The organism is Marinobacter sp., assembly GCF_035268745.1.
Lineage (GTDB): Bacteria > Pseudomonadota > Gammaproteobacteria > Pseudomonadales > Oleiphilaceae > Marinobacter.
This window is the reverse complement of the sequence record NZ_DATFKH010000050.1, coordinates 66,845-89,564: the sequence shown is the minus strand read 5'-3', so window position 1 is coordinate 89,564 and position 22,720 is coordinate 66,845. Positions and strand designations below refer to the sequence as shown.

Sequence of the window (22,720 nt, the reverse complement as noted above, 5' to 3'; positions counted from 1 at the left end):
GTTCCCGGCCTGATCATGATGGCGGTTATTACCAGTTCCTATGCCAACGTGGTGTCCTCCTTCTTTTCGATGAAATTCCAGCGCAGTATCGAAGAGTTGCTGGTGTCGCCGGTACCGAACTGGATCATCCTGGCCGGTTACGTGGCCGGTGGTATGGCGCGGGGTCTGGGCATCGGTCTGATCGTGACGCTGCTGTCGCTGGCGTTCACCCGGCTGTCTATTCACAATCTGCCAATGGTGGTGATCACGGTGTTTCTGACCTCGGCACTGTTTGCGGTTGGCGGGTTTATCAATGCCATGCTGGCGACCAAGTTTGATGATATTTCCATTGTCCCCACCTTCGTGCTGACGCCGCTGACCTACCTGGGAGGCGTATTCTATTCCATCGATCTGCTGCCGGCGTTCTGGCAGGGGGTGTCGATGATCAATCCGATCCTGTATATGGTAAACGGATTCCGCTATGGCATTCTGGGGGTATCGGACGTCAATCCGTTTATTGCCCTGGGGATGATTGTCGTGTTTATTACCATCCTGTCTGCGGTCGCGCTGCGCATGCTCGAACGTGGCAAAGGTATTCGCAGCTGACGGGCACTGACTATGGCTTTGATTGATGGACCGCTGGGCAGGTCCAGTGAATACCCGGACAGCTACGACCCGGCTCTGCTGTTTCCGGTCCCCCGGGACCACAACCGCCGGCGAATCGGTCTTGATGATGGCCGCTGGCCCTGGTTCGGGGAAGACCTGTGGCAGGGCTGGGAGATTTCCTGGCTAAGGCCTGACGGGGTTCCGGCCGTGGCCTGGGCGGAAATTCTCGTACCCGCGGCGTCGCCGGCCATCGTTGAATCGAAATCCATGAAGCTGTACCTCAATTCCCTTAATCAGGTGATGTTTTCATCGGCTGAACGGGTTGGTGAGGTGATTGCCCGGGATCTGTCCAGTGTCAGTGGCGCTGTGGTTGCAGTAGAGTTGCACAGTGTTGACGAGGACGTGCGGCTTGCGGGCCGGCCGGAAGGTTTTGTGCTGATTGATGATGAGCCCCTGGAAGGCGTGACCTATGAATATCAGCCGGACGCTCTGGCGATTGCTTCGCCGGGACCGGTCACCGAGCGCTTGTGTTCCCATCTGCTGAAAAGCAACTGTCCGGTGACCGGTCAGCCTGACTGGGCAACCCTGCTGGTGAGCTACACCGGGCCGGCCATCGACAGGGCTGCCTTGCTGCGGTATATAGTGGGCTTCCGCCAGACCCGGGATTTTCATGAGCACTGCGTGGAAACGATTTTTACCGATCTGATGGCCAGGTGCCAGCCTGAACATCTCACGGTCTGCGCGCGCTACACCCGCCGGGGCGGGCTGGACATCAATCCGCTGCGAAGCACCGCGCCGGATGGCGGATTCGGGCCCAGGCTGATCAGGCAGTAAGCAGTGTGGTTACCGCCGCGCCGCCGTCGACGGTGGTCCGGAGCCTGACAGCAAGGCCCCATGGTTACCATTCACCAGAGACCAGCAGAGAATTGTTATGACACCAGTTATCGAGGCGCTTCTTGAGCGCTCCTCTGAGCCGAGGCTGCAGAGCCCGGCTCCGGATCAGCACACGCTCGACAAGGCTTTTGCCTGCGCTGCCAGAGCACCTGACCATGCGCTGCTCAGACCCTGGCGCTATCTGGTGGTCAGCGGCGACGGGCTGGCAAAGCTGGGTGAGCTTTTTGCTTCAACCCTGGGGGCCGAAGCGACCGCAAAGGCGCGGGACAAACTGCTGGGGGCACCGCTGCGGGCGCCCATGATCATTGTGGGCATTGCCTGTCATCAGCCCCACCCGAAAGTGCCGGAACAGGAGCAGACCATGTCGGCCGCCGTGGGCATGGGATACCTGATTCTGGCGCTGCAGTCTGCCGGTTTTGGCGCCATGTGGCGCAGCGGCCCCATGGCAAGCCATCCTGCTGTGATTGAGGGGCTGGGACTGGCCAGCCATGAGCTGATTACCGGTTTCCTTTATACCGGTACCGTGGTCAGTGAAAAACCCCGGGTGCCGCGCCCGGAACCGTCATCTTTTGTCAGCCAGTGGCCGTTCTGAGGTCCGGCCCGGCCACGGGCCAGACTCCCGCCCTGGTAATAGGGAAAGCTTTTGCCGCCTGCTGCCGCATTTACCTGCGCTAACCATCCGCTTTAATCACGCATTATCCCACCAGTCGGGGCTCTGCGCCCGCCCGCACCAGTTTTTTAACCAACCCGAGCAAACTGGCACTGTGCTTGCTTCAGCCTGTTTAAAGCTGTTCAAGACAGGTAACCGGCAATCACTAATGGGTCGGTACGTTCAGGATCTGGAGGAATTATGCCTATTTCCCTCGATGGCGCTCTGGGGATTCACCAGCCCGCACTGGAAGCCCGGATAAAGCGGGCAGAAGTGCTGGCCAACAATCTCGCCAACGCTGATACGCCAAACTACAAGGCCAGAGACATTGATTTCGGCGCGATGATGCAGCAGGCGCAGCAGAACCTGGATGGCCTGGCCATGGAGAAAACCCATGATCGTCACCTGGATACCGGCGCCATGGCCGCGGACAGCGAATTGCTTTATCGGGTGCCGCACCAGCCCTCGGTGGACGGTAACACCGTTGATGCCCAGCAGGAGCAGAGCCGTTTCATGCGTAACGCCATGGAATACCAGGTCAGCTTTCAGTTCCTGAACGGCAAGGTCACCGGTCTTAAAAAGGCTATTTCCGGTCAGTAAACAGGCCGCGACTCATTGAATAGGGAGCACAAAGATGTCACTGGGTAACATTTTCGATATCGCAGGTTCCGGTATGACGGCCCAGTCACTGCGGCTGAACACCACCGCCTCCAACATTGCCAACGCGGAAACCGCCAGTTCCAGCATTGACCAGACCTACCGTGCCCGCAAGCCGGTTTTTGCGGCCATTCAGCAATCCATGCTGAATCCGCAACAGCAGGGAATGGCCTTAGCCAATGATCAGGGGCCCGGCACCGGCGTCCGGGTAGAGGGCATCGTGGAAAGTGATGCCGAGCTGCAGATGCGGTTCCAGCCTGACCATCCGGCCGCCAATGAAGACGGCTATGTGTTCTATCCCAACGTCAATGTGGTGGAGGAAATGGCTGACATGATGTCGTCTTCGCGCAGTTTCCAGATGAATGTGGATATCATGAACAGCGCAAAATCCATGATGCAGCGCATCCTGACCCTGGGTCAGCAGTAATCGGACGAGGATTTGATTATGAGTGTTATCAACCCCGCTAACGCCTCGGACGTGCTGAGTAAATACCGGCTCGATCAGGAGCAGACCAGCAACAACAAAGAACTCGGCAAGAACGAGTTCATGGAGCTGATGATTGCCCAGCTCAAGAACCAGAACCCGCTTGAGCCGCGGGACAATGGTGAATTCATTTCCCAGCTGGCCCAGTTCAGTTCACTTGAGGAGATGCAGAGCCTTTCCGGAAGCGTTGACGATGTGGTCAGCCAGTTCCGCTCGACCCAGGCGCTGCAGGCCTCGGCCATGGTTGGCAGGACGGTTCTTGCGCCTTCCCCGGTGGGTATCCTGGGGGGGTCCGGTGAGATATCCGGCAATATCCAGGTACCTGCCAGTACATCCGGGCTGCGACTGTCCATTGAGAATCAGGTGGGAGAGCGGGTGCGGCAGCTGGATCTGGGCGCCCAGCCGGCCGGTGTCACCGGCTTCCGCTGGGATGGTCAGGACGGCAACGGCAACAGTTTGCCACCCGGACCTTACCGGATAGTTGCGGAAGCCGCATACCCGGATGGCCAGCAGCAACTCGGAACCATGGTCAGCGCCAACGTCGATAGCGTTTCCCTGGGCAAGGGCGGCAGTGTAACGCTGAACCTGGCCGGCATGGGATCGATTGCACTTTCTGACGTGCAGCAGATTAATTGATACCGGTATACATAAAGAGGTGAAGTATGGCTTTCAACACGGGTCTCAGTGGGTTAAGGGCAGCATCAGTTGAACTGGACGTTACCGGTAACAATATTGCAAATGCCAGCACCGTGGGCTTCAAAGGCAGCAAGGCGCAGTTTGGCGATCTCTACGCCAGCGGTTTTCTCAGCGCCGGCAGTGCGCCGATAGGGGACGGCGTCCGGGTCCAGGACGTCAAGCAGTCCTTCAGCCAGGGCAACATCAGTTTTACTGATGGTGGTCTGGATCTGGCCATCAACGGCGATGGGTTTTTCACCCTGAACGACGGTGGTGAGGTCCGGTATACCCGGGCAGGCCAGTTCAGCATTGATAAGGATGGTTTCCTTACCAATAATGAGGGTCTGCGGGTGCAGGGCTTTACCGCCGACGGTGACGGCAATCTGTCCGGTCTGCGCGGTGACCTGCAGATAGAATCCGGAAACCTCCCGCCGCGACGTACTACCGACCTGCGCTCGGATCTGAACCTGGATTCACGGGAGTTGGTTCTTGAGCGGCGGGTGGCGGACATGGGAGATTTCACCCTGGCAGCGCCGGCCACGGGCTTCCCCCAGGAGTCCTTTGAAATCAGCTACGACGACGGGACCGTGTCTACGGCGACCGTCAATCCCGCCAATACCGCCAATTACTCGGCGGCTGATGTGGTTGATGTGTTGAATGACGTCAGGGGGTTATCAGCTTCCGCAACAACCCAGTATGAGGGAATCAGCGAAGCTGATCTGAATACTGCGATTGCTTCCGGCAATTTCAGCTTTGACCTGGATGTCACCGGTGTGAATATACCGGTTGATACCGCAGGTGTGACGGATGCCGCATCGCTGGTGACTGCGATAAACGATGCCCAGGCGCCGACCATTTCGGCGTCCCTCGCCGGTGGCAATCTGCGCCTGATTGATAACCGGGGCAACAACCTGACGGCAGGCTTCGCGAGTAATGCGCTGTCACAGCCGTCGGAGACAACCCTGGGCACCGTACGGCCCCAGGCGAACCGGGAAATTACCAATATTGTGTCCACCGCTGGTGGCGCCACCAATATCGCCGATTCCTGGAACAACAGGGCCATTGTCATCACCAATCAGTTCAACCCGAACGATCAGCGGACCTTCAATCACGCTACCACAACCACTATTTTTGACAGCCTGGGCAACCCTCATGAAATCAGTCAGTTCTATGTAAAACAGCCACCACCCGGCAATGGGGTGGGTGTCAGTGAATGGTCGGTCTATCTTCAGATTGATGGCGAATTCGTTGCCAATACCGAAACCACGCCCTTCCAGGCCCGGTTTGATCAGGACGGCAACCTCCAGTCGATCAATGGCGACCCGAACGGCGAAATTCTGGTTGACGACTGGATCCCCAAAAATGCTGACGGAACCCCTAACGGTGCGGATGGCCCGCCGGCACCCGGTGCTCCGGTAACCACTCCGATTCCGGAACCACCGACAACCTCTGCGTTCGTGCTGAACCTGGCAGGCACTACCCAGTTCGGTAGCGAATTTGCGGTCACCGATCAGCAGCAGAATGGTTTCACGACCGGCAGGCTGTCGGGCCTGGATTTTTCCAGCGACGGCGTGCTGTTCTCGCGCTACACCAACGGCCAGTCCACTTCACTGGGGCAGGTGGCACTGGCATCGTTCAGCAACGCCAATGGTCTGTCACCGATCGGGGACACCGCCTGGGTGGAAACGTTTGAATCCGGTCAGCCGATTACCGGTGCGCCCGGCACGGGAGTTCTGGGCGATATCGAGGCGAGCTCGGTGGAAGAGTCCAATGTGGATCTGTCTGCGGAGCTGGTCAATCTCATTATTGCCCAGCGCAACTTCCAGGCTAATGCCAAGACCATTGAGACGTCTGACGCCGTGACTCAGACCATCATCAACCTGAGATAACCCGCAATACAAAAGATGGTATAACTCCTGCATGGATAAGGATAGAAGACTGGAAACAGTCAAAAATCCGGCAGGAGTTTTCCCATGGATAAAGCCCTTTATATCGGAATGTCCGGCGCCAAGCAGAACATGCTCTCCCAGCGCGCCCATGCCAACAACCTGGCCAATGTGAGTACCACCGGTTTCAAGCGTGATTTTGCGCAAGCCCGGAGCATGCCGGTGTTTGGCGAGCATCATCCTACCCGCGCCTATGCCATGGCTGAACGGCCCGGCACAGACCTCTCCGCCGGATCCCTGATGGACACCGGTCGTAAACTGGATGTCGCCGTTGATGGCGATGGCTGGCTGGCGGTTCAGAATCAGCAGGGCGAGGAAGTATTTACCCGTTCCGGCAGCCTGCAGATCGATGTAAACGGTCTGGTACGACTGGCCAGCGGCGAAATGGTGATGGGCAATGGCGGCCCGGTGGCACTGCCCCCTTTTGATAATGTCCAGGTTGGCAGTGATGGCACTATCTCGCTGGTACCTGTGGGGGGACCACCTGACCAGCTGGTTGAGGTGGATCGTCTGAAGCTGGTCAATCCGCCGCGGGAGGCGCTGGAAAAGGGAGAAGACGGATTCATCCGGCGCAGGGCCGACCAGGCCATTGATGGCCCGGAGGAGCCCGATGCCAGCCAGAGAATTGCGTCGGGTTTTCTTGAAAGCTCCAACGTCAACGCCGTGGAAGAGATGATTTCCAACCTCCAGCTTTCGCGCCAGTACGAAATGCAGGTCAAGGTGATGACCACGGCCAATGAAAACTCTGAAGCTTCGGCACGACTGTTGCAGAACCTCTGATATAGCGAATGAATATCGGCTTCGCGGAAGCCGGAGCGGCAAAATCTGGCCGCCCGGAGTCGGCGTCAGCAAGGAGATAAAGACATGCATCCAGCACTATGGGTCAGCAAGACCGGGCTAAGCGCCCAGGACACCAACATGGCCACGATTTCCAACAACCTGGCCAACGTCAACACCACCGGTTTCAAGCGCGACCGCGCGGTATTCCAGGATCTGCTGTACCAGATTGACCGGCAGCCCGGTGGCCTCAACACCCAGAACTCGGAGTTACCCTCGGGGCTGCAGCTGGGTACCGGTGTGCGTGTGGTCGGTACCGCCAAGCAGTTCTCCCAGGGCAACCTGGAAGTCACCGAGCAGCCGCTGGACCTGGCGGTCAACGGCCGCGGATTCATGCAGATCCTGATGCCCGACGGCCAGATTGCCTACACCCGTGATGGCCAGTTCCAGCTCAACTCCGATGGCGATATCGTCAATCCGGACGGCTACACCCTCGAGCCCAATATCAATGTTCCCGAGAATGCCACCACGGTCACCATCGGCAAGGATGGCACGGTAACGGCAGTCACTGATGATCAGGCATCACCGCAGAACCTTGGCCAGATCACGCTGGTGGATTTCATCAACCCCCAGGGGCTGCAGGCCATCGGTAACAATCTGTTCAAGGCGACCAACGCCAGTGGTGACCCCAACGAGGGTGAACCCGGCCTGGCAGGACTGGGCTCACTGGAACAGGGCATGGTTGAGTCATCAAATGTCGAGGTGGTTGAGGAACTGGTCAATATGATCACGACCCAGCGCGCCTACGAGATGAACTCGAAGGTGGTCTCTGCCACCGACCAGATGCTCCAGTTCATCACCAATAACATCGGCTAGGTCCCAGTGGCTGAGGGGAGGGGAATGTCATGACGCAGCGCACGCTCGAGACCGGCCGTCTGTCGCCGCTGGGCACCTCATGCCTGGTGTCGGCGCTGGTGCTGTTGCAGGGCTGCACGGCTCTGAGCCGGGAGCGGCCGGTGCCGGATGACCCCTATTATGCGCCCGTTCATGCCGAAACCATGAGGCAGAATGACGCCCATTCCGGTGCCATTTTCCAGCCGTCCCGGAATTACAGCCTGTATGGCGATACCATCGCCCTGAACGTCGGGGATGTGCTGACCGTTGAGCTTGAAGAATCCACCCAGGCCAGCAAGAACGCCGAGACCAGCATTACCAAAGACAATGAGATTTCGCTTCCCAGCCCCACCGTACTGAACCGGGTTATCACGGATCTGGTCACGGAAGTGAATGCGGAAAGAGACTTCGAGGGCACGGCAGAGGCAGACCAGAGCAACAGCCTGAACGGCAGTATCAGCGTTACGGTGATCGAAGTTCTCGCCAACGGGGTTCTGCGTATCCGGGGCGAAAAGTGGCTGTCCCTGTCCAACGGAGATGAATATATCCGGCTGACCGGTCTGGTACGGCCGCAGGATATTTCCCCGGACAATGTGGTGACCTCCAACCGGATCGCGGATGCCCGCATTGCCTACGGCGGCACCGGCGACTTTGATCAGGCAAACCAGATGGGCTGGCTGTCCCGGTTCTTTAACAGTGAGTGGTTCCCGTTATGAAAACACTTCGCATCGTTGTTGCCCTGATTGCGTTGTCGGTTATTGCCGCTCCGGTCGGCGCCGACCGTCTCAAAGACCTGGCCCGTGTCGAAGGCGTACGGAACAACCAGCTGGTGGGCTATGGTCTGGTGGTTGGCCTCGACGGCACCGGCGATAACGCCCCGTTCACCAACCAGACCTTCCGCAATATGATGAACCAGTTTGGCGTGACCCTGCCGCCAGGGGTGAACCCCGGACTGGCCAACGTTGCCGCAGTCACGGTGACGGCCAGCCTGCCGCCTTTCGCCAAGCCCGGCCAGGAGCTGGATATCACAGTATCATCAATCGGCAATGCCGACAGTCTGCGGGGCGGAACCCTGCTGATGACTCCTCTTAAGGGAGTGGACGATCAGGTCTATGCCATGGCCCAGGGTAACCTGGTGGTCGGTGGTTTCGGCGCCGGTGGGGCCGACGGGTCCCGGATTACGGTGAATATTCCGAGTGTCGGTCGTATTCCCAATGGTGCCACCATAGAGCGGGAAGTGAATTCGCCGTTTACTGCCGGCGACACCATTACTTTTAATCTGCTGCGTCAGGATTTCACCACCGCGCGCCGGGTTGTGGAGACAATCAACAGCGCTCTGGGCCCGGACATGGCCTATGCCCACGACGCCAGCTCGATTTCTGTCAGGGCACCGCGGGATCCGTCACAACGGGTCAGTTTTCTGTCCATTCTGGAGAACATGACTGTGGAGCCGGCTGAAGCCGCAGCCAGAGTGGTGATCAACAGCCGCACCGGCACCATCGTGGTTGGCAAGAATGTCCAGGTCACCGCCGCTGCCGTGACCCACGGCAATCTGACGGTGACGATCATGGAAAATCCGGAGGTCGAACAGCCCAATCCATTTACCGATGCCGATGCCGTGGTTGAGCCCAACACCCAGATCGCCATCACCGAAGAGCCCGCCCGCATGTTCCAGTTTGGTCCCGCGGTCACGCTGAACGAGATTGTTCAGGCGGTGAACCAGGTGGGCGCGGCACCGGGCGATGTGATGGCGGTTCTGGAAGCACTGAAAACCGCCGGCGCGCTTCGCGCCGAGCTGATTGTGATATAGGTGCGATGATGCAGGATTTCAGCGTCCAGAAAGCCAGGGTCTATACCGAATTTGAGGGTCTGAACGCTCTCAGGACCCAGGCGAGGTCAGACCGGAAGGGTGCCCTGCAGGAAGTGGCGAAGCAATTCGAGGGCCTGTTTCTGGGAGAAATGATCAAGTCCATGCGCAAGGCCGGAGATGTGTTTGCCGAGGGTAACTACCTGAACAGCCAACAGTCCGAATTCTATCGCGAGATGTTCGATAATCAGCTCAGTCTGACCCTGTCGCAGAAGCAGGGTACGGGCCTGGCCGAGGCACTGGTGCGGCAGTTAAGCCGTCAGATTCCGGGCATGGACGCCGAGGGTAACCCGATGGCTGCCCACAAGGGCGATCTGGATGACTACGATCGCAGTCTGCCGGCCCTGTCCCGGGGCCTGCCGGCGCAGGTAACTCAGGTTGACCGGCTGGCCGAATCGGTCGGTCTGGCTGATGTCGATGCTGATGCTGCGTCCGCCGGTCTGCCGGAACGCTTTGAATCGCCGGAGGAATTTGTTCGTCAGTTATTGCCACTGGCGGAGCGGGCGGCGGAATCGAGCGGTATTAATCCCCGGGTAATGATCGCCCAGGCCGCACTGGAGACCGGGTGGGGGCGCCATATGATCAGGGGCGAAGCCGATTCACCCAGCTTCAACCTGTTCGGGATCAAGGCTGACGGGCGCTGGGACGGTGCCTCGGTGAATATAGCGACCACGGAATTCCGCGAAGGCGTGCCGCTGAAAGAGCGGGCCGCTTTCCGGGCCTATCCGGATTACGAATCCAGCTTCCGGGATTATGTGGCTTTCCTTGAGTCCAGCCCGCGTTACCAGCATGTACTGGCAGCCGCCGACAACCCGGAGCAGTTCGCGGTGCGACTGCAGGAAGCCGGCTACGCCACCGACCCGCAGTATGGCGAGAAAATACGCCGTATCCTGAATACCGATACCCTGAATACCGACCCTGCGGGCATCCTGTCCATGGGCGTCGGTGGTTCCGAGGAGTAGTGCTATGGCAGGCTTGATCAATATTGGTCTGACCGGCGTACTGGGCCATCAGTCCGCGCTGAATACCACCGGCAACAACATCACCAATGCCAATACCCCCGGTTACAGCCGCCAGGAAGTGCAGTTCGGGACTCAGGCCGCCCGCAACACCGGTGCCGGATTTATCGGGTCCGGGGTCCAGGTTATTGACGTCCGCAGGCTGGCCAATGAGTTCCTGACCCAGCAGGTGCGTGAAGACAGCGCGCTGTTTGGTGAGCAGGATGCCCTGAATTCGGAACTCTCGCGCCTGGATAACCTGTTGGGTGGCAATGCCACGGGCCTGAGCGACGCGCTGAATAACTTCTTCTCCAGCCTCCAGAACGCCGCTGAAGATCCCACCTCACTGCCCCAGCGGCAACTGGTGCTCAGTGAAGCCCAGCAGATCATCAACCGGTTTCAGGGCATCAATAACCAGTTCGTGCAGCAGCGGGAATCCATTAAAACCCAGATGAATCAGGGCGTCGACGACGCCAACACCCTGATCCGCAGTATTGCTGACCTGAACGGATCGATTGCCGCCTCGCCGGGGCTGGCCCAGGGGCGGGAGCCGAATTCGCTGCTGGACCAGCGCGATGAAAAACTGCGTCAGCTTTCCGAAATTGTCAGCATCCGCGTGATCCCGACCGACGGCAGCCAGGTGAATGTATCGCTGCAGAATGGCCAGTCCCTGGTGTTGGAGGCGTCAGCCGCCAAACTGGGCACCAGAAGCAATTCCGAAGATCCCAATTATCTGGAATTCACTTTGACCAAGGGCGGCCAGATCCTTGGCGTTGACGAACAGATTGTCGGTGGCAAGCTTGGTGGCCTGCGACGCTTCCAGGAGCAGGGGTTGCGTCCGGCTGACGCCGAACTGGGTCGAATTGCCCTCGCATTGGCAGATACCATCAACCGTCAGCACGAAATCGGGATGGACCTTGAGGGCGACCTTGGCGGCGCGTTTTTCAGCGATATCAACAGTGAGGCCGCCCGGCGCGGCCGTGTCGTTGCCAATGCCAATAACAGTGCCCCGAACGATGGTCGGCTGTCCGTTGAAATTCTCGACAGTTCCCGCCTGCCGGCAGCGAGCTGGTCACTTCGTTTTGGCGGTGATGGCCGTAATTTTGAGCTGATTGACCGTGCCACCGGTAACGTCGTCAATCAGGGGCGTTTACCGGATCCGGTGCAGTCTGAAATTTCCATGCCCGGGTTCAACATCCGGGTCGAGGGGGGCACCTTCAACGCGGGAGACAGCTTCCTGATTGAGCCCACGCGGCAGGCTTCTGCAAACCTGAATCTGGCGATCAGTCGTGAGCAGGATATTGCCTTTGCCAGCCCTGTCCGGGCGGAAGCAAACGCCGGTAATGGTGGTACTGGCGTTATCAGCCAGGGCACGATGCTGAATGTGCGTAATCCCCTGACCAATTCCCTGCTGCCGAATTTCGCCGGGCAGGGCCAGCTTTCACCGCCCCTGGAGATCCGGTTCAGGGAAGACGGCGGGCAACTGGTGTTTGACGTGGTCGATGCCGATAACGGCAATGTGCGTCAGGCCGGAGACGCAGCCGCGGTTCCCCCGGTCAACGTTTTCCAGCCGGGCATTGCCAACAAGCTGTTCACTGAGGACCTGCGCTCGGCCGACTATTACGGCTTCCAGTTTGAGGTTTCCGGTAATCCACAGCCGGGTGACTCGTTCAATATCGGTTATAACTCCGGCGGCGTTTCCGATAACCGCAATGCCGAATTCCTGGCCGCTCTGGGTACCAGAAATACCCTGAACAATGGCAGCCAGAATTTTGCCGAGGGCTATGCCAGCCTGGTGGGGGAGACTGGCATCAAAACCCGTCAGAGCCAGCTTGACAAGGATTCCGGCCAGACCCTGCTGGAACAGTCCAACAATCAGCGGGAATCGGTGTCCGGGGTAAACCTGGATGAAGAGGCCGGACGGCTGATTCAGTATCAGGCGGCCTATAATGCCTCCGCCAAGGTCATGAACGTCGCCCAGGACCTGTTTAACACCTTGCTGCAGACCTTCCGGTGAGTCCCGAACAGTAGGAGAGGTAATCTGACATGATCAGAATATCGTCACAGCAGGTTTTTTCAGGTGGTATTAATCGCCTGCAGGATCTGAACAGCAGTCTGAACCAGACCCAGGAGCAGATCTCCACGGGCAGACGGATCAATCGTCCATCCGATGATCCGGTCGCTGCTGCGCGAATTCTGAAACTGGATCAGGAGCTGCAACGCATTTCCACCTATCAGCGCAACACAGATTTTGCTGAAAACCGCCTTGATCAGGAGGAAAACGCACTGAGCCGGTCTGTTGATCTGGTTCAGCGGGTGCGTGAGCTGACGGTTCAGGCCGGAAACGGATCCCTGTCCGCCAATGACCGGAAATCGATATCAGCGGAGCTTAAAGAAAGGCTGGGGCAACTGGCCGATAGTGCCAATTCCCGGGACGCCTCCGGCGAGTACATTTTCAGCGGATTTCAGGGCGCGACCCCGGCCTTTGCCAGAGACGCCACTGGAGCCTGGGTGTATCAGGGCGACGAGGGCCAGCGCTCGCTGGAGATTGATGATGGTGTGACCGTTCCGATCAGCGATCATGGCAAAGGCATATTTGCCTCGATACCGGCCGCGGTTTTCGGCGAAAACATCTCCCAACCGGTCCCGACTGCCGGGCGAATCAACAGCATTGAAGTAATCGACCGTGCGGCTTTTGCCGGTATTGAACAGAATGACATCAGACTCTCGGTTAACGCCGCCGCAGACCAGGTAACGCTGATAGTCACCGACAGAGTCACAGGTGTCGAGACGCCGGTGGCCTCTTCACCCTATGTCAGTGGCGAGCCTTTCGAAATTTCCGGTCTCAGGGCGACGATAACCGATGCCCAGGGCTCGGATGATTTCAGTATCCGCGAGGGCGAAACACAGTCAGTGTTCCGTACCATTGAAAATCTGATAGAGGGTCTGGATAACCTCGGTAAAGGTTCGCCCGCGGGACGTGATGCCTACGATGATCTGATCGCCAACAGCCTGACCAATCTGGATAACGCCCAGGAAAGCATGGTGCTGAAGCAGACCGAGCTGGGTGGGCGCATGAACGCTGTTGAATCGACCAGATCATTTCTTGAGGATTCATCGGTATACAGCGAAGAGCTGCGGACAGAGCTGCGGGATCTGGATTACGCGGAAGCCATAAGCCAGCTCAGCTTCCAGAGCTTTGTTCTGCAGGCGGCGCAGCAATCCTTTGCCCAGGTCTCCCGACTGTCGCTTTTTGACAGCATCTAGATACCTGCTCTGGTTGCGGTTTGTCGTCAGGGTTCTGATAACAGCGCCAATTATTGCTTTCAACCTCCACGTCAGTATAATCGCCAGCACTCTTCAAGTGGCGGTGTGGTGAAATTGGTAGACACGACGGATTCAAAATCCGTTGCCTTCACGGGCGTGGCGGTTCGAGTCCGCCCACCGCTACCATTTTGAAGAGACCGTTTCCGTCTCAGCCCCGGCTTCCCTGCCCATGAACGTCTCTGATTTCCATTTTGACCTGCCCGACGAACTGATTGCCCGGTATCCGCTTGAACAGCGCCGCGCTTCCCGGCTGCTGACTCTTGACGGGGTGTCAGGCGAAATTGGCCATTGCCGCTTTGGCGATATACCGGAGCTTCTGCAGCCCGGCGATCTGCTGGTTTTTAACGATACCCGGGTGATTCCGGCGCGCCTGTTCGGTCACAAGGAGACCGGCGGCCAGGTTGAGATTCTGATGGAACGACTGCTGGGCGAGCACGAAATGCTGGCACATGTGAAAGCCTCGAAAGCCCTGCGTCCGGGCCAGTCGGTTATTCTGGAAGACGGCTCCCGCCTGACCATGCGTGGGCGTGAGGGAGCACTTTTTCACCTGACCAGTGAGGCCGGCGAGCCACTGTTGACGCTGCTGGAGCGTATCGGCCATATGCCACTGCCGCCTTACGTTGATCGCCCGGATGAAGCCACGGACCGGGAGCGGTACCAGACCGTTTATGCCCGGGAGGCGGGGGCAGTAGCGGCGCCCACTGCCGGTCTGCACTTTGATGTTGGGTTGCTGGAACAGTTACGGGAAAGCGGAATTGAACAGACCTTTGTTACCTTGCACGTGGGTGCCGGAACCTTTCAGCCGGTGCGTGTCGACAGCATTGAAGATCATGTAATGCACAGTGAGGTGGTCAGGGTTCCGCAAACCGCCGTTGATGCCGTCAACGCAGCGCGGGCAAGAGGCGGCCGGGTGGTGGCGGTTGGCACCACGTCGGTCCGTTCACTGGAAGCTGCCAGCCGCGATGGTGGGCTCGCGCCGTTCCAGGGGGAGACCGATATCTTTATCTACCCGGGCTACCGTTTTCGGACGGTTGACGCCCTGATCACCAATTTTCACCTGCCGGAATCCACTCTGATCATGCTGGTCAGTGCTTTTGCCGGTTACCGGAACACCATGAATGCCTATCGCGCGGCAGTCACTGAACGCTACCGGTTCTTCAGCTATGGTGATGCCATGTTCATCACCGGGCAACAGCCCGACCGGTCCGCCGGCCCGAATTCCAGAGCAACCCAGCCAGAACCCGGAGCGTCCTGATGACCACACCCTGCTTCATGTCTTTTGCAAAGCTTGGCGAAGATGGCAAGGCGCGCCGTGGGCGACTGACCTTCCCCCGCGGCACTGTGGAAACACCGGCTTTCATGCCCGTGGGCACCTACGGCACGGTCAAAGGCATGCTGCCCCGTGACATTGAAGCCATTGGTGCGCACATCATCCTCGGCAACACCTTCCACCTGATGCACAGGCCGGGCACCGAAGTGATCAGGGCTCACGGCGACCTGCACGATTTTACCCAGTGGCAGGGACCGATCCTGACCGATTCCGGCGGCTTCCAGGTGTTCAGCCTGGGAGAAATGCGCAAGATAACCGAGCAGGGCGTTGCCTTCCGGTCTCCGGTAGACGGGTCACCGGTGGAGCTGTCACCGGAAATTGCCATGGAGGTCCAGCGCGACCTCGGCGCTGATATCGTCATGATCTTTGACGAATGCACCCCTTACCCGGCGACTTTGACCGAAGCCCGGGAGTCCATGGAGCTGTCTTTACGCTGGGCACAGCGCAGCAAAGCGGCTCACGCGGGCAATCCGGCAGCCCTGTTCGGCATAGTGCAGGGAGGTATGTATGAATCCCTGCGCGAGCGTTCACTTCAGGGCCTGGTCGACATCGGGTTCGATGGTTACGCCATTGGCGGGCTCTCGGTGGGGGAACCAAAGGAAGACATGATCCGCATCCTGGATCAGTTGCCAACACGGATGCCCGAGGACAAGCCCCGTTACCTGATGGGCGTGGGACGCCCGGAAGATATAGTGGAGGCCGTGCGCCGGGGCGTGGATATGTTTGACTGTGTGATGCCCACCCGCAATGCCCGCAACGGTTATCTCTTCACCTCGACCGGAATCGTAAAAATCCGGAATGCACGCCATCGCCATGATATTCAGTCTCTGGACGACCAGTGTGATTGCTACACCTGCCAGAAGTTTTCGAGAAGTTACCTGCATCACCTTGATAAGTGTGGTGAAATGCTCGGCTCGCAACTGAACACAATTCACAACCTGCGATACTATCAGAACCTAATGGCCGGATTGCGCGGGGCCATTGAAGCAGGTACATTGTCGGACTTTATCAGCGGCTTCTACGCGCGCCGGGGTGAAACCGTACCGCAACTTGCAGGTTAAACGGCTTCGCCGGGGCCGACGCCAACCGGATTAATTGACCAACGGAGATGTAACCATGAAATCTATCAGGCTGCTTATAGCTGCTTTCATTGCTTCAATGCCGGCGCTCGCCATGGCACAGGATGCTGCCCCGGGCATGGGTGCCATGGGGCAGATCATATTCTTTGCCGGCTTCATCCTGATTTTCTACTTCCTGATCTGGCGCCCCCAGTCCAAGCGCACCAAAGAGCACAAGGCATTGATGGAAGGTCTGAACAAGGGTGACGAAGTGGTGATCTCCGGCGGCGTTGCCGGCAAGATCTCGAAAGTGACGGATGATTTCATTGTTCTGGAAGTGGCCGACAACGTGGAGGTCAAGGTCCAGAAAGTGGCGGTTGCCGCAGCGTTGCCCAAAGGCACTCTCAAAGAGATATAAAAGACATTTGATGACCGGCCCATGGAGGCCGTTATTTCGTCGTCAAGCTGAGCAAGACAGCCGGCCGCGCGGCCGGCTTAAAGGGACCCCATGCTGAACAAGTATCCGCTCTGGAAAAACCTGATCGTCGTGATTGCGCTGGTGATCGGGTTTATTTACGCCTTACCGAACCTCTTTCCCGATGACTACGCCATCCAGATCACCGGGGCCAGAAGCAGCACCGTCGTTGATCAACAGATCCTTGAGCGAGCCGTGGACGCCCTTGAGGCCAGGGGTATTGAAGTCAAGGAGGCCGGGATTGATGGCCGGGACGCACTGATCCGGCTCAATAGCGCCGAAGATCAGTTGCGGGCACGTCCGGCCGTGCAGGAGACCCTGGGCCGGGACTATCTCGTGGCGCTGAATATGGCCGCATCAACCCCCGACTGGCTGCGTTCGCTGGGTGCCGGCCCCATGAAGCTGGGTCTTGACCTGCGGGGCGGTGTGCATTTCCTGCTGGAAGTCGATATGGAGACCGCGGTGGATCAGCGCCTGGAGGCCATGTCCGGGCAGATCAAGCGGGAGCTACGAGACGAGCGTATCCGCTATCGTGGCGGCGATGTTGAGGGCAACCGCTCAATCATACTTTCCTTCCGTGATGAGGAATCCCGGGCCGAGGCCCGGAATCTGATCCGCGATCAGTACCGGCAGTTCCAGTTTGATACCGCGCAGACAGACGAGGGCAGCTTTGAGCTGATTCTTGATATGTCTGACGCCGAGATCCGGTCGATACAGGATTATGCGCTTCAGCAGAACCTGACCACGATCCGTAACCGGGTTAACGAACTGGGCGTGGCGGAGCCGCTGGTGCAGCGGCAGGGCACCGACCGTATTATCGTCGAGCTGCCGGGAGTGCAGGACACGGCCGCAGCAAAGCGGGTTCTAGGTGCGACAGCGAACCTTGAGTTCAGGCTGGAGGCCCGGCAGGATGCGCCTGCCAGCGAGGTGGAGGTGTTCCCGTTCCGCGACAGCCAGAACCGCACGGCCCGGCTCCAGCGGGAAGTGATTGTAACCGGTGACAACGTGTCCAATGCCCAGCAGGCGTTTGATGAGAACGGTCAGCCACAGGTTAATATCACTATGGATTCCGTGGGTGGCGACCTGATGAACCGGGCGACCCGCAACGCTGTCGGTCGGCGCATGGCCGTGCTGTTTATCGAGTATCGCACCGAGACCGAGGAAGTGGTCATTGATGGCGAGCCCCGGCTCGTTGATAAGCGCGTGGTCGAGAAAGGTATTATCAGCCTTGCAACCATTCAGTCGGCGCTTGGCGCGAGCTTCCGGATCACCGGTCTGGATTCTATTCCGGAAGCCTCCGAACTCGCCCTGCTGTTGCGGGCAGGTTCGCTGGCGGCTCCCATGTATTTCGTGCAGGAACGCACCATCGGGCCAAGCCTGGGCCAGAAGAATATTAATGCGGGCATGATGTCGGTCATGCTTGGTTTCGGTCTGGTGCTGCTCTACATGATCGTCTACTACCGGGGCTTCGGTGTCATTGCCAGCATTACCCTGACCCTGAACCTGATGATGCTGATCGCCTGCATGTCGATCCTGTCTGCGACTCTTACGCTGCCGGGCATCGCCGGTATTGTGCTGACCGTTGGTATGGCCGTAGACGCCAACGTGCTGATCTTCGAGCGCATCAAGGAAGAACTGCGTTCGGGGGTGCCCCCCCAGTCGGCCATCAACGCGGGTTATTCCAGGGCCTTCATTTCGATCATCGATGCCAACATAACCACTCTGCTGGTGGCGGTCATTCTGTTTGCCATGGGCTCAGGACCGGTGAAAGGCTTCGCCGTGACCCTGTCGATCGGTATTCTTACATCAATGTTCTCGGGGCTGATGGTCAGCCGCGCCATCGTCAATTTTGTTTTCGGCCGCCGCAAGATCCAGAAGCTGTCGATCGGAGGGAAGCAAGCCAATGTCTGAGACTGACAAGAAACCCATTGATTTCATGGGCTTTCGGAAAATTGCTTCCGTTCTGTCCATAGCTCTGGTGGTCATTTCCGTGGCACTGCTTGCGGTTCGCGGGCTGAATTTTGGTCTGGACTTTACCGGCGGGACCTCAGTCGAACTGGAATACCGCCAGGCTCCGGTACTGGATGAAATCCGCAGCAAGCTTACCGCGGCAGGATACGAGCAGTTTGTGGTCCAGAATTTTGGTGCCGATACCACGGTTCTGGTCCGGATGGCGGAAGCCAGTAACGATGAGCTGGCGCCAGAGATTCTGGCCCTGCTTATTGCGGACGGGGCCGAGCTCGACCTTGTAAGCTCCGAGTTTGTCGGCTCCCAGGTCGGTGATGAGCTTAAAGAGGACAGCGGCCTGGGGCTGCTGATTGCGCTGGCCGTGGTGCTGATCTACGTTGGCATGCGCTTCCAGTTCAAGTTCGGTATCGCGTCGGTAGTGCCACTGGCTCATGATGTACTCATCGTGCTGGGTATATTTGCCCTGTTCCAGTGGACCTTTGACCTGAGTGTTCTGGCGGCTTTGCTGGCGGTTATCGGGTACTCACTTAACGATACCATTGTGGTGGCGGACCGTATCCGGGAAAACTTCCGCACTTTGCGTGAAGGCGATTCGGAGCACGTCATCAATCATTCGATCCATCAGACCATCAGCCGTACCATCAATACCTCCGGCACGACGCTGGTGGTGCTGCTGGCTCTGTTCTTCATGGGCGGCGAGGCGATCAACAATTTTTCCATTGCGTTGATTATCGGCGTGGTGGTGGGTACCTATTCGTCCATTTATGTGTCAGCCAACCTTCTGGTTGCGCTGGGGGTCGATCGTCAGGACCTGATGGTTCCTGCGAAAGAGGGCCTGGCGGGCAGTGAGGCAGAAGAGAATGAAGAACCGCCGGAATGGCTGAACCGCATGTAGTCCGGGACTGGACAGCTCCGGGGTCATTTGCGGGCATTGCCCGCGCATAAAAAAAGCCGCTTTGTTTTCGGAAGCGGCTTTTCTGGTTCTGACCCCTGCTGCCGTTACTTTGGCAGTCGGCCGCGAAACGGCTGGAGCGTTTTCAGCACTTCCCGGAACAGCTTGGGGTTCGCCACTACCAGTTGTCGGGCTTTGTCGGTGAACGGGTTGCCTGAAAAATCCCCGGTCAGGGCGCCTGACTCCATCGCCAGAGTAACCCCAATGGCCAGGTCAGCCGGCTCAGGGCGGAAAATGACGGCGGCATCCAGGTGTCCGGATGCAACCCGAGCCAGGTCCAGTGCAACGCAGCCAGCGGTGCGAAACATGCTGCTGTCTTTCGCCAGCAGCGACGCCATTTCACCCCACATCAGGGGGTCATCACTGGTGCGGGTCTGATCCAGCAGGTTGCTGACAATGGTGGCCCGGTCCGCATGCCTGACTTCACTGGTCCTTACCCGACGGCTGTTCAGTGCCGCACCATGGCCGCGGCTGGCCGAGTATTCCTCACCGGTCACCGGGTTGATCAGCAAAAGGTTTTCGGTGCGATTGTTCCGCTTCTGGATCAGTGCAAGGGCAAAGTCCGGAATGACCCGCAGGAAATTCTGTCGGCCCAGCACCGGGAAAATATGCCAGCTCTTGTCACTGTCGCCTCCATCTGCCTCATTCAACTGGGCGATGGTGTGATCCTTGTAGGCTTTCTCGAGCTGCTCGGCGAAATTGTCATAGATGGACTGTTCAACGCGATCGAGCTGCAGGGCGCGGTCATTGCTGTCGCCATTGGGTTCCTGGCGTTCAAAATGCGCTTTAAGGTAATCCGAGCCCTGACGTGCGACGCGCAGGGCCATTTTAATCGCTGGTTGCATCTGAGTGATCATTTCCCAGGTGTGTGAAGGGCGCATAGCATAACAAAAACTCAGTGCGCTTGTATGGTTTTAGAGGGAGCAGGGCAAACTCCAAATCTGCTATGATTGCAGGCTTTCAGAACGCAAACAGAGACAGTCGTAACATGCACAAGTCTGCACTGCCCCAGGAAGGTACTGGCGGGTTCGCTGATCAGGTTCGTATCGTCCTGGTGGAAACATCCCATTCCGGAAATATTGGTGCGGTGGCCCGGGCGATGAAAAACATGGGGCTGGGAAACCTCTGCCTGGTCAACCCTGCCTCTTTCCCGGACGAGGCATCCTATGCCCGTTCTGCCGGCGCCTCGGATGTGCTGGATAATGCAAGGGTGTTCGCCAGTCTGGATGAAGCGATTGCCGACTGTGTCTGTGTCATGGGTACCAGCGCAAGAGGCAGAAAAGTGCCGTGGCCGGTCATAGCGCCGCCGGATGCGGCTGCCAAAGTGGCAGAGCAGTCTGCTGCGGGCCCGGTTGCATTGGTGTTCGGACGGGAAAATCACGGCCTGAGCAATGACGAACTGCAGCGCTGTCACTTTCACATTCATATCCCCTCGAACCCGGATTACAGTTCGCTGAACCTGTCCATGGCGGTTCAGGTGATCTGTTATGAGCTGCGAATGCACTCGCTGCGCAGTGTTGAGGGCGGGGAGCCCAGCCCGTATCTGAAGCCCATGGTCAAACCGGGCGATCCTGGCTGGGACGTTCCACCCGCACCGGTCGAGGACGTCGAGGCGTTTTTTCATCACCTCGAACGGGTACTGGTGGATATCGATTTTCACAATCGGGAAAAGCCGCGCCAGCTGATGACCCGCCTACGCCGGCTGTTCCAGCGTTCACAGATGGACCAGATGGAAATAAACATACTCAGGGGTATTCTGACAGCTGTTCAGAAGCTGGCGGGTAGACCCGCCGATGGCTCGAGAGTGAAAACAACCGCAGGCGAACAGGACTGACACTATGCTTGAGCGCTTAAAGGAAGACGTCAGAAGTGTTTTTCATCGTGACCCGGCCGCCAGAAACACCTTCGAGGTCCTTACCAACTATCCCGGATTGCACGCCCTGCTGTGCCATCGTTTTTCCCACCGGTTGTGGAGTATCGGGCTGAAGTGGCTGGCCCGGACCTTTTCCACGATCGCCCGCTGGCTGACCGGTATCGAGATCCACCCGGGAGCGACCATCGGCCGCCGTTTCTTTATCGATCACGGGATGGGCGTGGTCATTGGTGAAACTACCATAATCGGTGATGACGTGACCCTCTATCAGGGCGTGACGCTTGGCGGAACAAGCTGGAACAAAGGCAAGCGTCACCCCACACTTGGCGATGGTGTTGTGGTTGGCGCTGGCGCCAAGATTCTCGGGCCTTTTGAAGTGGGCGCCGGCGCCAAGATCGGTTCCAATTCCGTGGTTACCAAGGCGGTACCGGAAGGTGCCACGGTGGTGGGTATTCCGGGGCGTGTGGTTGCCAGGCGCAAGGACGAGGATACGCAGCGGCGCCAGGAAATGGAGGAGCGAATGGGCTTTGATGCCTATGGTGTGACTGAGGAGATGCCGGACCCCGTGGCTCGCGCCATGCGCAGCCTGCTGGATCATATGCACCTGGTGGACGACCGGATTGAAAATATGTGCAAGGCGCTCAGAAAGGTCAACAGTGATTATCAGAATGGGGCGCTTCCGCCTCTTCAGGATGAGGATTTCGATTGCGTCAGGGAGGAAGAGCCGCCTCCGCGCTGAATACTTGACTGATTTACTGGGTCAATTCATACTTGACTGGCGGAATTAGTAATAAAACCCCTATCGGTACTGACTTTATGAGACTGACCACCAAAGGCCGCTATGCAGTCACGGCGATGCTTGATCTGGCCCTTCATGGCGATCAGAGCCCGGTAAGTCTCGCGGAAATATCTGAACGTCAGGGCATCTCGCTGTCCTATCTGGAACAGTTGTTTTCCCGGTTGCGGCGGCAGAAACTTGTGTCCAGTATCCGCGGCCCTGGTGGCGGTTATCAGCTCAGCCGCGGCGCTGATACAGTCTTTATTGCCGAGGTAGTGGATGCGGTGAGCGAGTCCCTTGATACGACCCGTTGCGGTAACAGGGGCGATTGCCAGCAGGGCGAGAAATGCCTGACTCACCATCTATGGTCTGACCTCAGTGATCAGATCCATCTGTTTCTGAGTAGCATCAGTCTTGATGATCTGATGAAAAAGCGTGAAATCCAGGTAGTCGCGACCCGACAGAGGCTGCGCTATCAGGCGGAGCGCGACTCCCAGGCGATCAACACTGAACGCCTCATCTCCTGAAAAAAG

At 58.2% G+C, this 22,720-nt stretch carries 23 protein-coding genes and 1 tRNA gene; 23 read left to right on the top strand and 1 reads right to left on the bottom strand.

Features of this window, described 5'->3' with window-relative positions:
- From VJ956_RS03870 to secF, 20 genes are all read left to right on the top strand, one after another.
- Nucleotides 1-585, top strand: a 585-nt coding sequence (locus VJ956_RS03870; protein ID WP_324081833.1) for an ABC transporter permease, incomplete at its 5' end; no start/stop codon positions are given.
- A gap of 12 nt (nt 586-597) precedes the next feature.
- Nucleotides 598-1,419, top strand: a complete 822-nt coding sequence (queF, locus tag VJ956_RS03865; RefSeq protein WP_324081831.1) for an NADPH-dependent 7-cyano-7-deazaguanine reductase QueF — start codon at nt 598-600, stop codon at nt 1,417-1,419.
- A gap of 97 nt (nt 1,420-1,516) precedes the next feature.
- Nucleotides 1,517-2,071, top strand: coding sequence for a nitroreductase family protein (locus VJ956_RS03860; protein WP_324081828.1), 555 nt, complete (start codon nt 1,517-1,519; stop codon nt 2,069-2,071).
- A 258-nt stretch (nt 2,072-2,329) separates the two neighbouring features.
- Nucleotides 2,330-2,728 carry a flagellar basal body rod protein FlgB gene (gene flgB, locus VJ956_RS03855; RefSeq protein ID WP_324081826.1) on the top strand — a complete coding sequence of 133 codons (399 nt, stop codon included), beginning with the start codon at nt 2,330-2,332 and terminating at the stop codon, nt 2,726-2,728.
- Between the two features lie 34 nt (nt 2,729-2,762).
- The gene (gene flgC / locus VJ956_RS03850; protein WP_324081824.1) at nt 2,763-3,212 is read left to right on the top strand and encodes a flagellar basal body rod protein FlgC; all 450 of its coding nucleotides are present in this window, start codon (nt 2,763-2,765) and stop codon (nt 3,210-3,212) included.
- A gap of 18 nt (nt 3,213-3,230) precedes the next feature.
- Nucleotides 3,231-3,905 carry a flagellar hook assembly protein FlgD gene (locus tag VJ956_RS03845; RefSeq protein ID WP_324081822.1) on the top strand — a complete coding sequence of 225 codons (675 nt, stop codon included), beginning with the start codon at nt 3,231-3,233 and terminating at the stop codon, nt 3,903-3,905.
- A 26-nt stretch (nt 3,906-3,931) separates the two neighbouring features.
- Entirely contained in the window at nt 3,932-5,833 is a 1,902-nt protein-coding gene (locus VJ956_RS03840) for a flagellar hook protein FlgE (RefSeq protein WP_324081821.1), read from the top strand.
- 84 nt (nt 5,834-5,917) lie between these two features.
- On the top strand, nt 5,918-6,670 hold the full coding sequence (locus VJ956_RS03835) for a flagellar basal body rod protein FlgF (protein ID WP_324081819.1): 753 nt from the start codon (nt 5,918-5,920) through the stop codon (nt 6,668-6,670).
- Between the two features lie 84 nt (nt 6,671-6,754).
- The gene (gene flgG / locus VJ956_RS03830; protein ID WP_324081817.1) at nt 6,755-7,543 is read left to right on the top strand and encodes a flagellar basal-body rod protein FlgG; all 789 of its coding nucleotides are present in this window, start codon (nt 6,755-6,757) and stop codon (nt 7,541-7,543) included.
- A gap of 29 nt (nt 7,544-7,572) precedes the next feature.
- Entirely contained in the window at nt 7,573-8,277 is a 705-nt protein-coding gene (gene flgH / locus VJ956_RS03825; protein ID WP_324081816.1) for a flagellar basal body L-ring protein FlgH, read from the top strand.
- A complete protein-coding gene (locus VJ956_RS03820; protein WP_324081814.1) occupies nt 8,274-9,371 on the top strand; it encodes a flagellar basal body P-ring protein FlgI in 1,098 nt (365 codons plus the stop codon). The genes flgH and VJ956_RS03820 overlap by 4 nt, the downstream gene beginning before the upstream one ends.
- A gap of 8 nt (nt 9,372-9,379) precedes the next feature.
- Nucleotides 9,380-10,390 (top strand): flagellar assembly peptidoglycan hydrolase FlgJ, encoded by a 1,011-nt coding sequence (flgJ, locus tag VJ956_RS03815; RefSeq protein WP_324081812.1) that lies wholly within the window; start codon nt 9,380-9,382, stop codon nt 10,388-10,390.
- 4 nt (nt 10,391-10,394) lie between these two features.
- Nucleotides 10,395-12,443, top strand: coding sequence for a flagellar hook-associated protein FlgK (flgK, locus tag VJ956_RS03810; RefSeq protein WP_324081811.1), 2,049 nt, complete (start codon nt 10,395-10,397; stop codon nt 12,441-12,443).
- 29 nt (nt 12,444-12,472) lie between these two features.
- Nucleotides 12,473-13,693 carry a flagellar hook-associated protein FlgL gene (flgL, locus tag VJ956_RS03805; RefSeq protein ID WP_324081809.1) on the top strand — a complete coding sequence of 407 codons (1,221 nt, stop codon included), beginning with the start codon at nt 12,473-12,475 and terminating at the stop codon, nt 13,691-13,693.
- Nucleotides 13,694-13,792: 99 nt separating this feature from the next.
- Nucleotides 13,793-13,879: transfer RNA gene (locus tag VJ956_RS03800), tRNA-Leu, on the top strand.
- A gap of 43 nt (nt 13,880-13,922) precedes the next feature.
- Entirely contained in the window at nt 13,923-15,008 is a 1,086-nt protein-coding gene (gene queA, locus VJ956_RS03795; protein WP_324081807.1) for a tRNA preQ1(34) S-adenosylmethionine ribosyltransferase-isomerase QueA, read from the top strand.
- The gene (tgt, locus tag VJ956_RS03790) at nt 15,008-16,144 is read left to right on the top strand and encodes a tRNA guanosine(34) transglycosylase Tgt (protein WP_414674375.1); all 1,137 of its coding nucleotides are present in this window, start codon (nt 15,008-15,010) and stop codon (nt 16,142-16,144) included. Before queA ends, tgt begins: the two co-directional genes overlap by 1 nt.
- A gap of 55 nt (nt 16,145-16,199) precedes the next feature.
- Entirely contained in the window at nt 16,200-16,559 is a 360-nt protein-coding gene (yajC, locus tag VJ956_RS03785) for a preprotein translocase subunit YajC (RefSeq protein ID WP_414674374.1), read from the top strand.
- 90 nt (nt 16,560-16,649) lie between these two features.
- Nucleotides 16,650-18,527, top strand: a complete 1,878-nt coding sequence (gene secD, locus VJ956_RS03780) for a protein translocase subunit SecD (protein ID WP_324081805.1) — start codon at nt 16,650-16,652, stop codon at nt 18,525-18,527.
- Entirely contained in the window at nt 18,520-19,479 is a 960-nt protein-coding gene (gene secF, locus VJ956_RS03775; protein WP_324081803.1) for a protein translocase subunit SecF, read from the top strand. Before secD ends, secF begins: the two co-directional genes overlap by 8 nt.
- Nucleotides 19,480-19,583: 104 nt before the next feature.
- On the opposite strand, the gene VJ956_RS03770 is transcribed toward secF, so the two are convergent.
- Entirely contained in the window at nt 19,584-20,381 is a 798-nt protein-coding gene (locus VJ956_RS03770) for an inositol monophosphatase family protein (RefSeq protein WP_324081801.1), read from the bottom strand.
- A 143-nt stretch (nt 20,382-20,524) separates the two neighbouring features.
- Here VJ956_RS03770 and trmJ point away from each other — a divergent pair, with 143 nt between their 5' ends.
- From trmJ to iscR, 3 genes are all read left to right on the top strand, one after another.
- Nucleotides 20,525-21,370 carry a tRNA (cytosine(32)/uridine(32)-2'-O)-methyltransferase TrmJ gene (gene trmJ / locus VJ956_RS03765; protein WP_324081799.1) on the top strand — a complete coding sequence of 282 codons (846 nt, stop codon included), beginning with the start codon at nt 20,525-20,527 and terminating at the stop codon, nt 21,368-21,370.
- 4 nt (nt 21,371-21,374) lie between these two features.
- A complete protein-coding gene (cysE, locus tag VJ956_RS03760; RefSeq protein ID WP_324081798.1) occupies nt 21,375-22,148 on the top strand; it encodes a serine O-acetyltransferase in 774 nt (257 codons plus the stop codon).
- Between the two features lie 77 nt (nt 22,149-22,225).
- A complete protein-coding gene (gene iscR, locus VJ956_RS03755; protein WP_324081796.1) occupies nt 22,226-22,714 on the top strand; it encodes a Fe-S cluster assembly transcriptional regulator IscR in 489 nt (162 codons plus the stop codon).
- Nucleotides 22,715-22,720 lie beyond the last annotated feature (6 nt).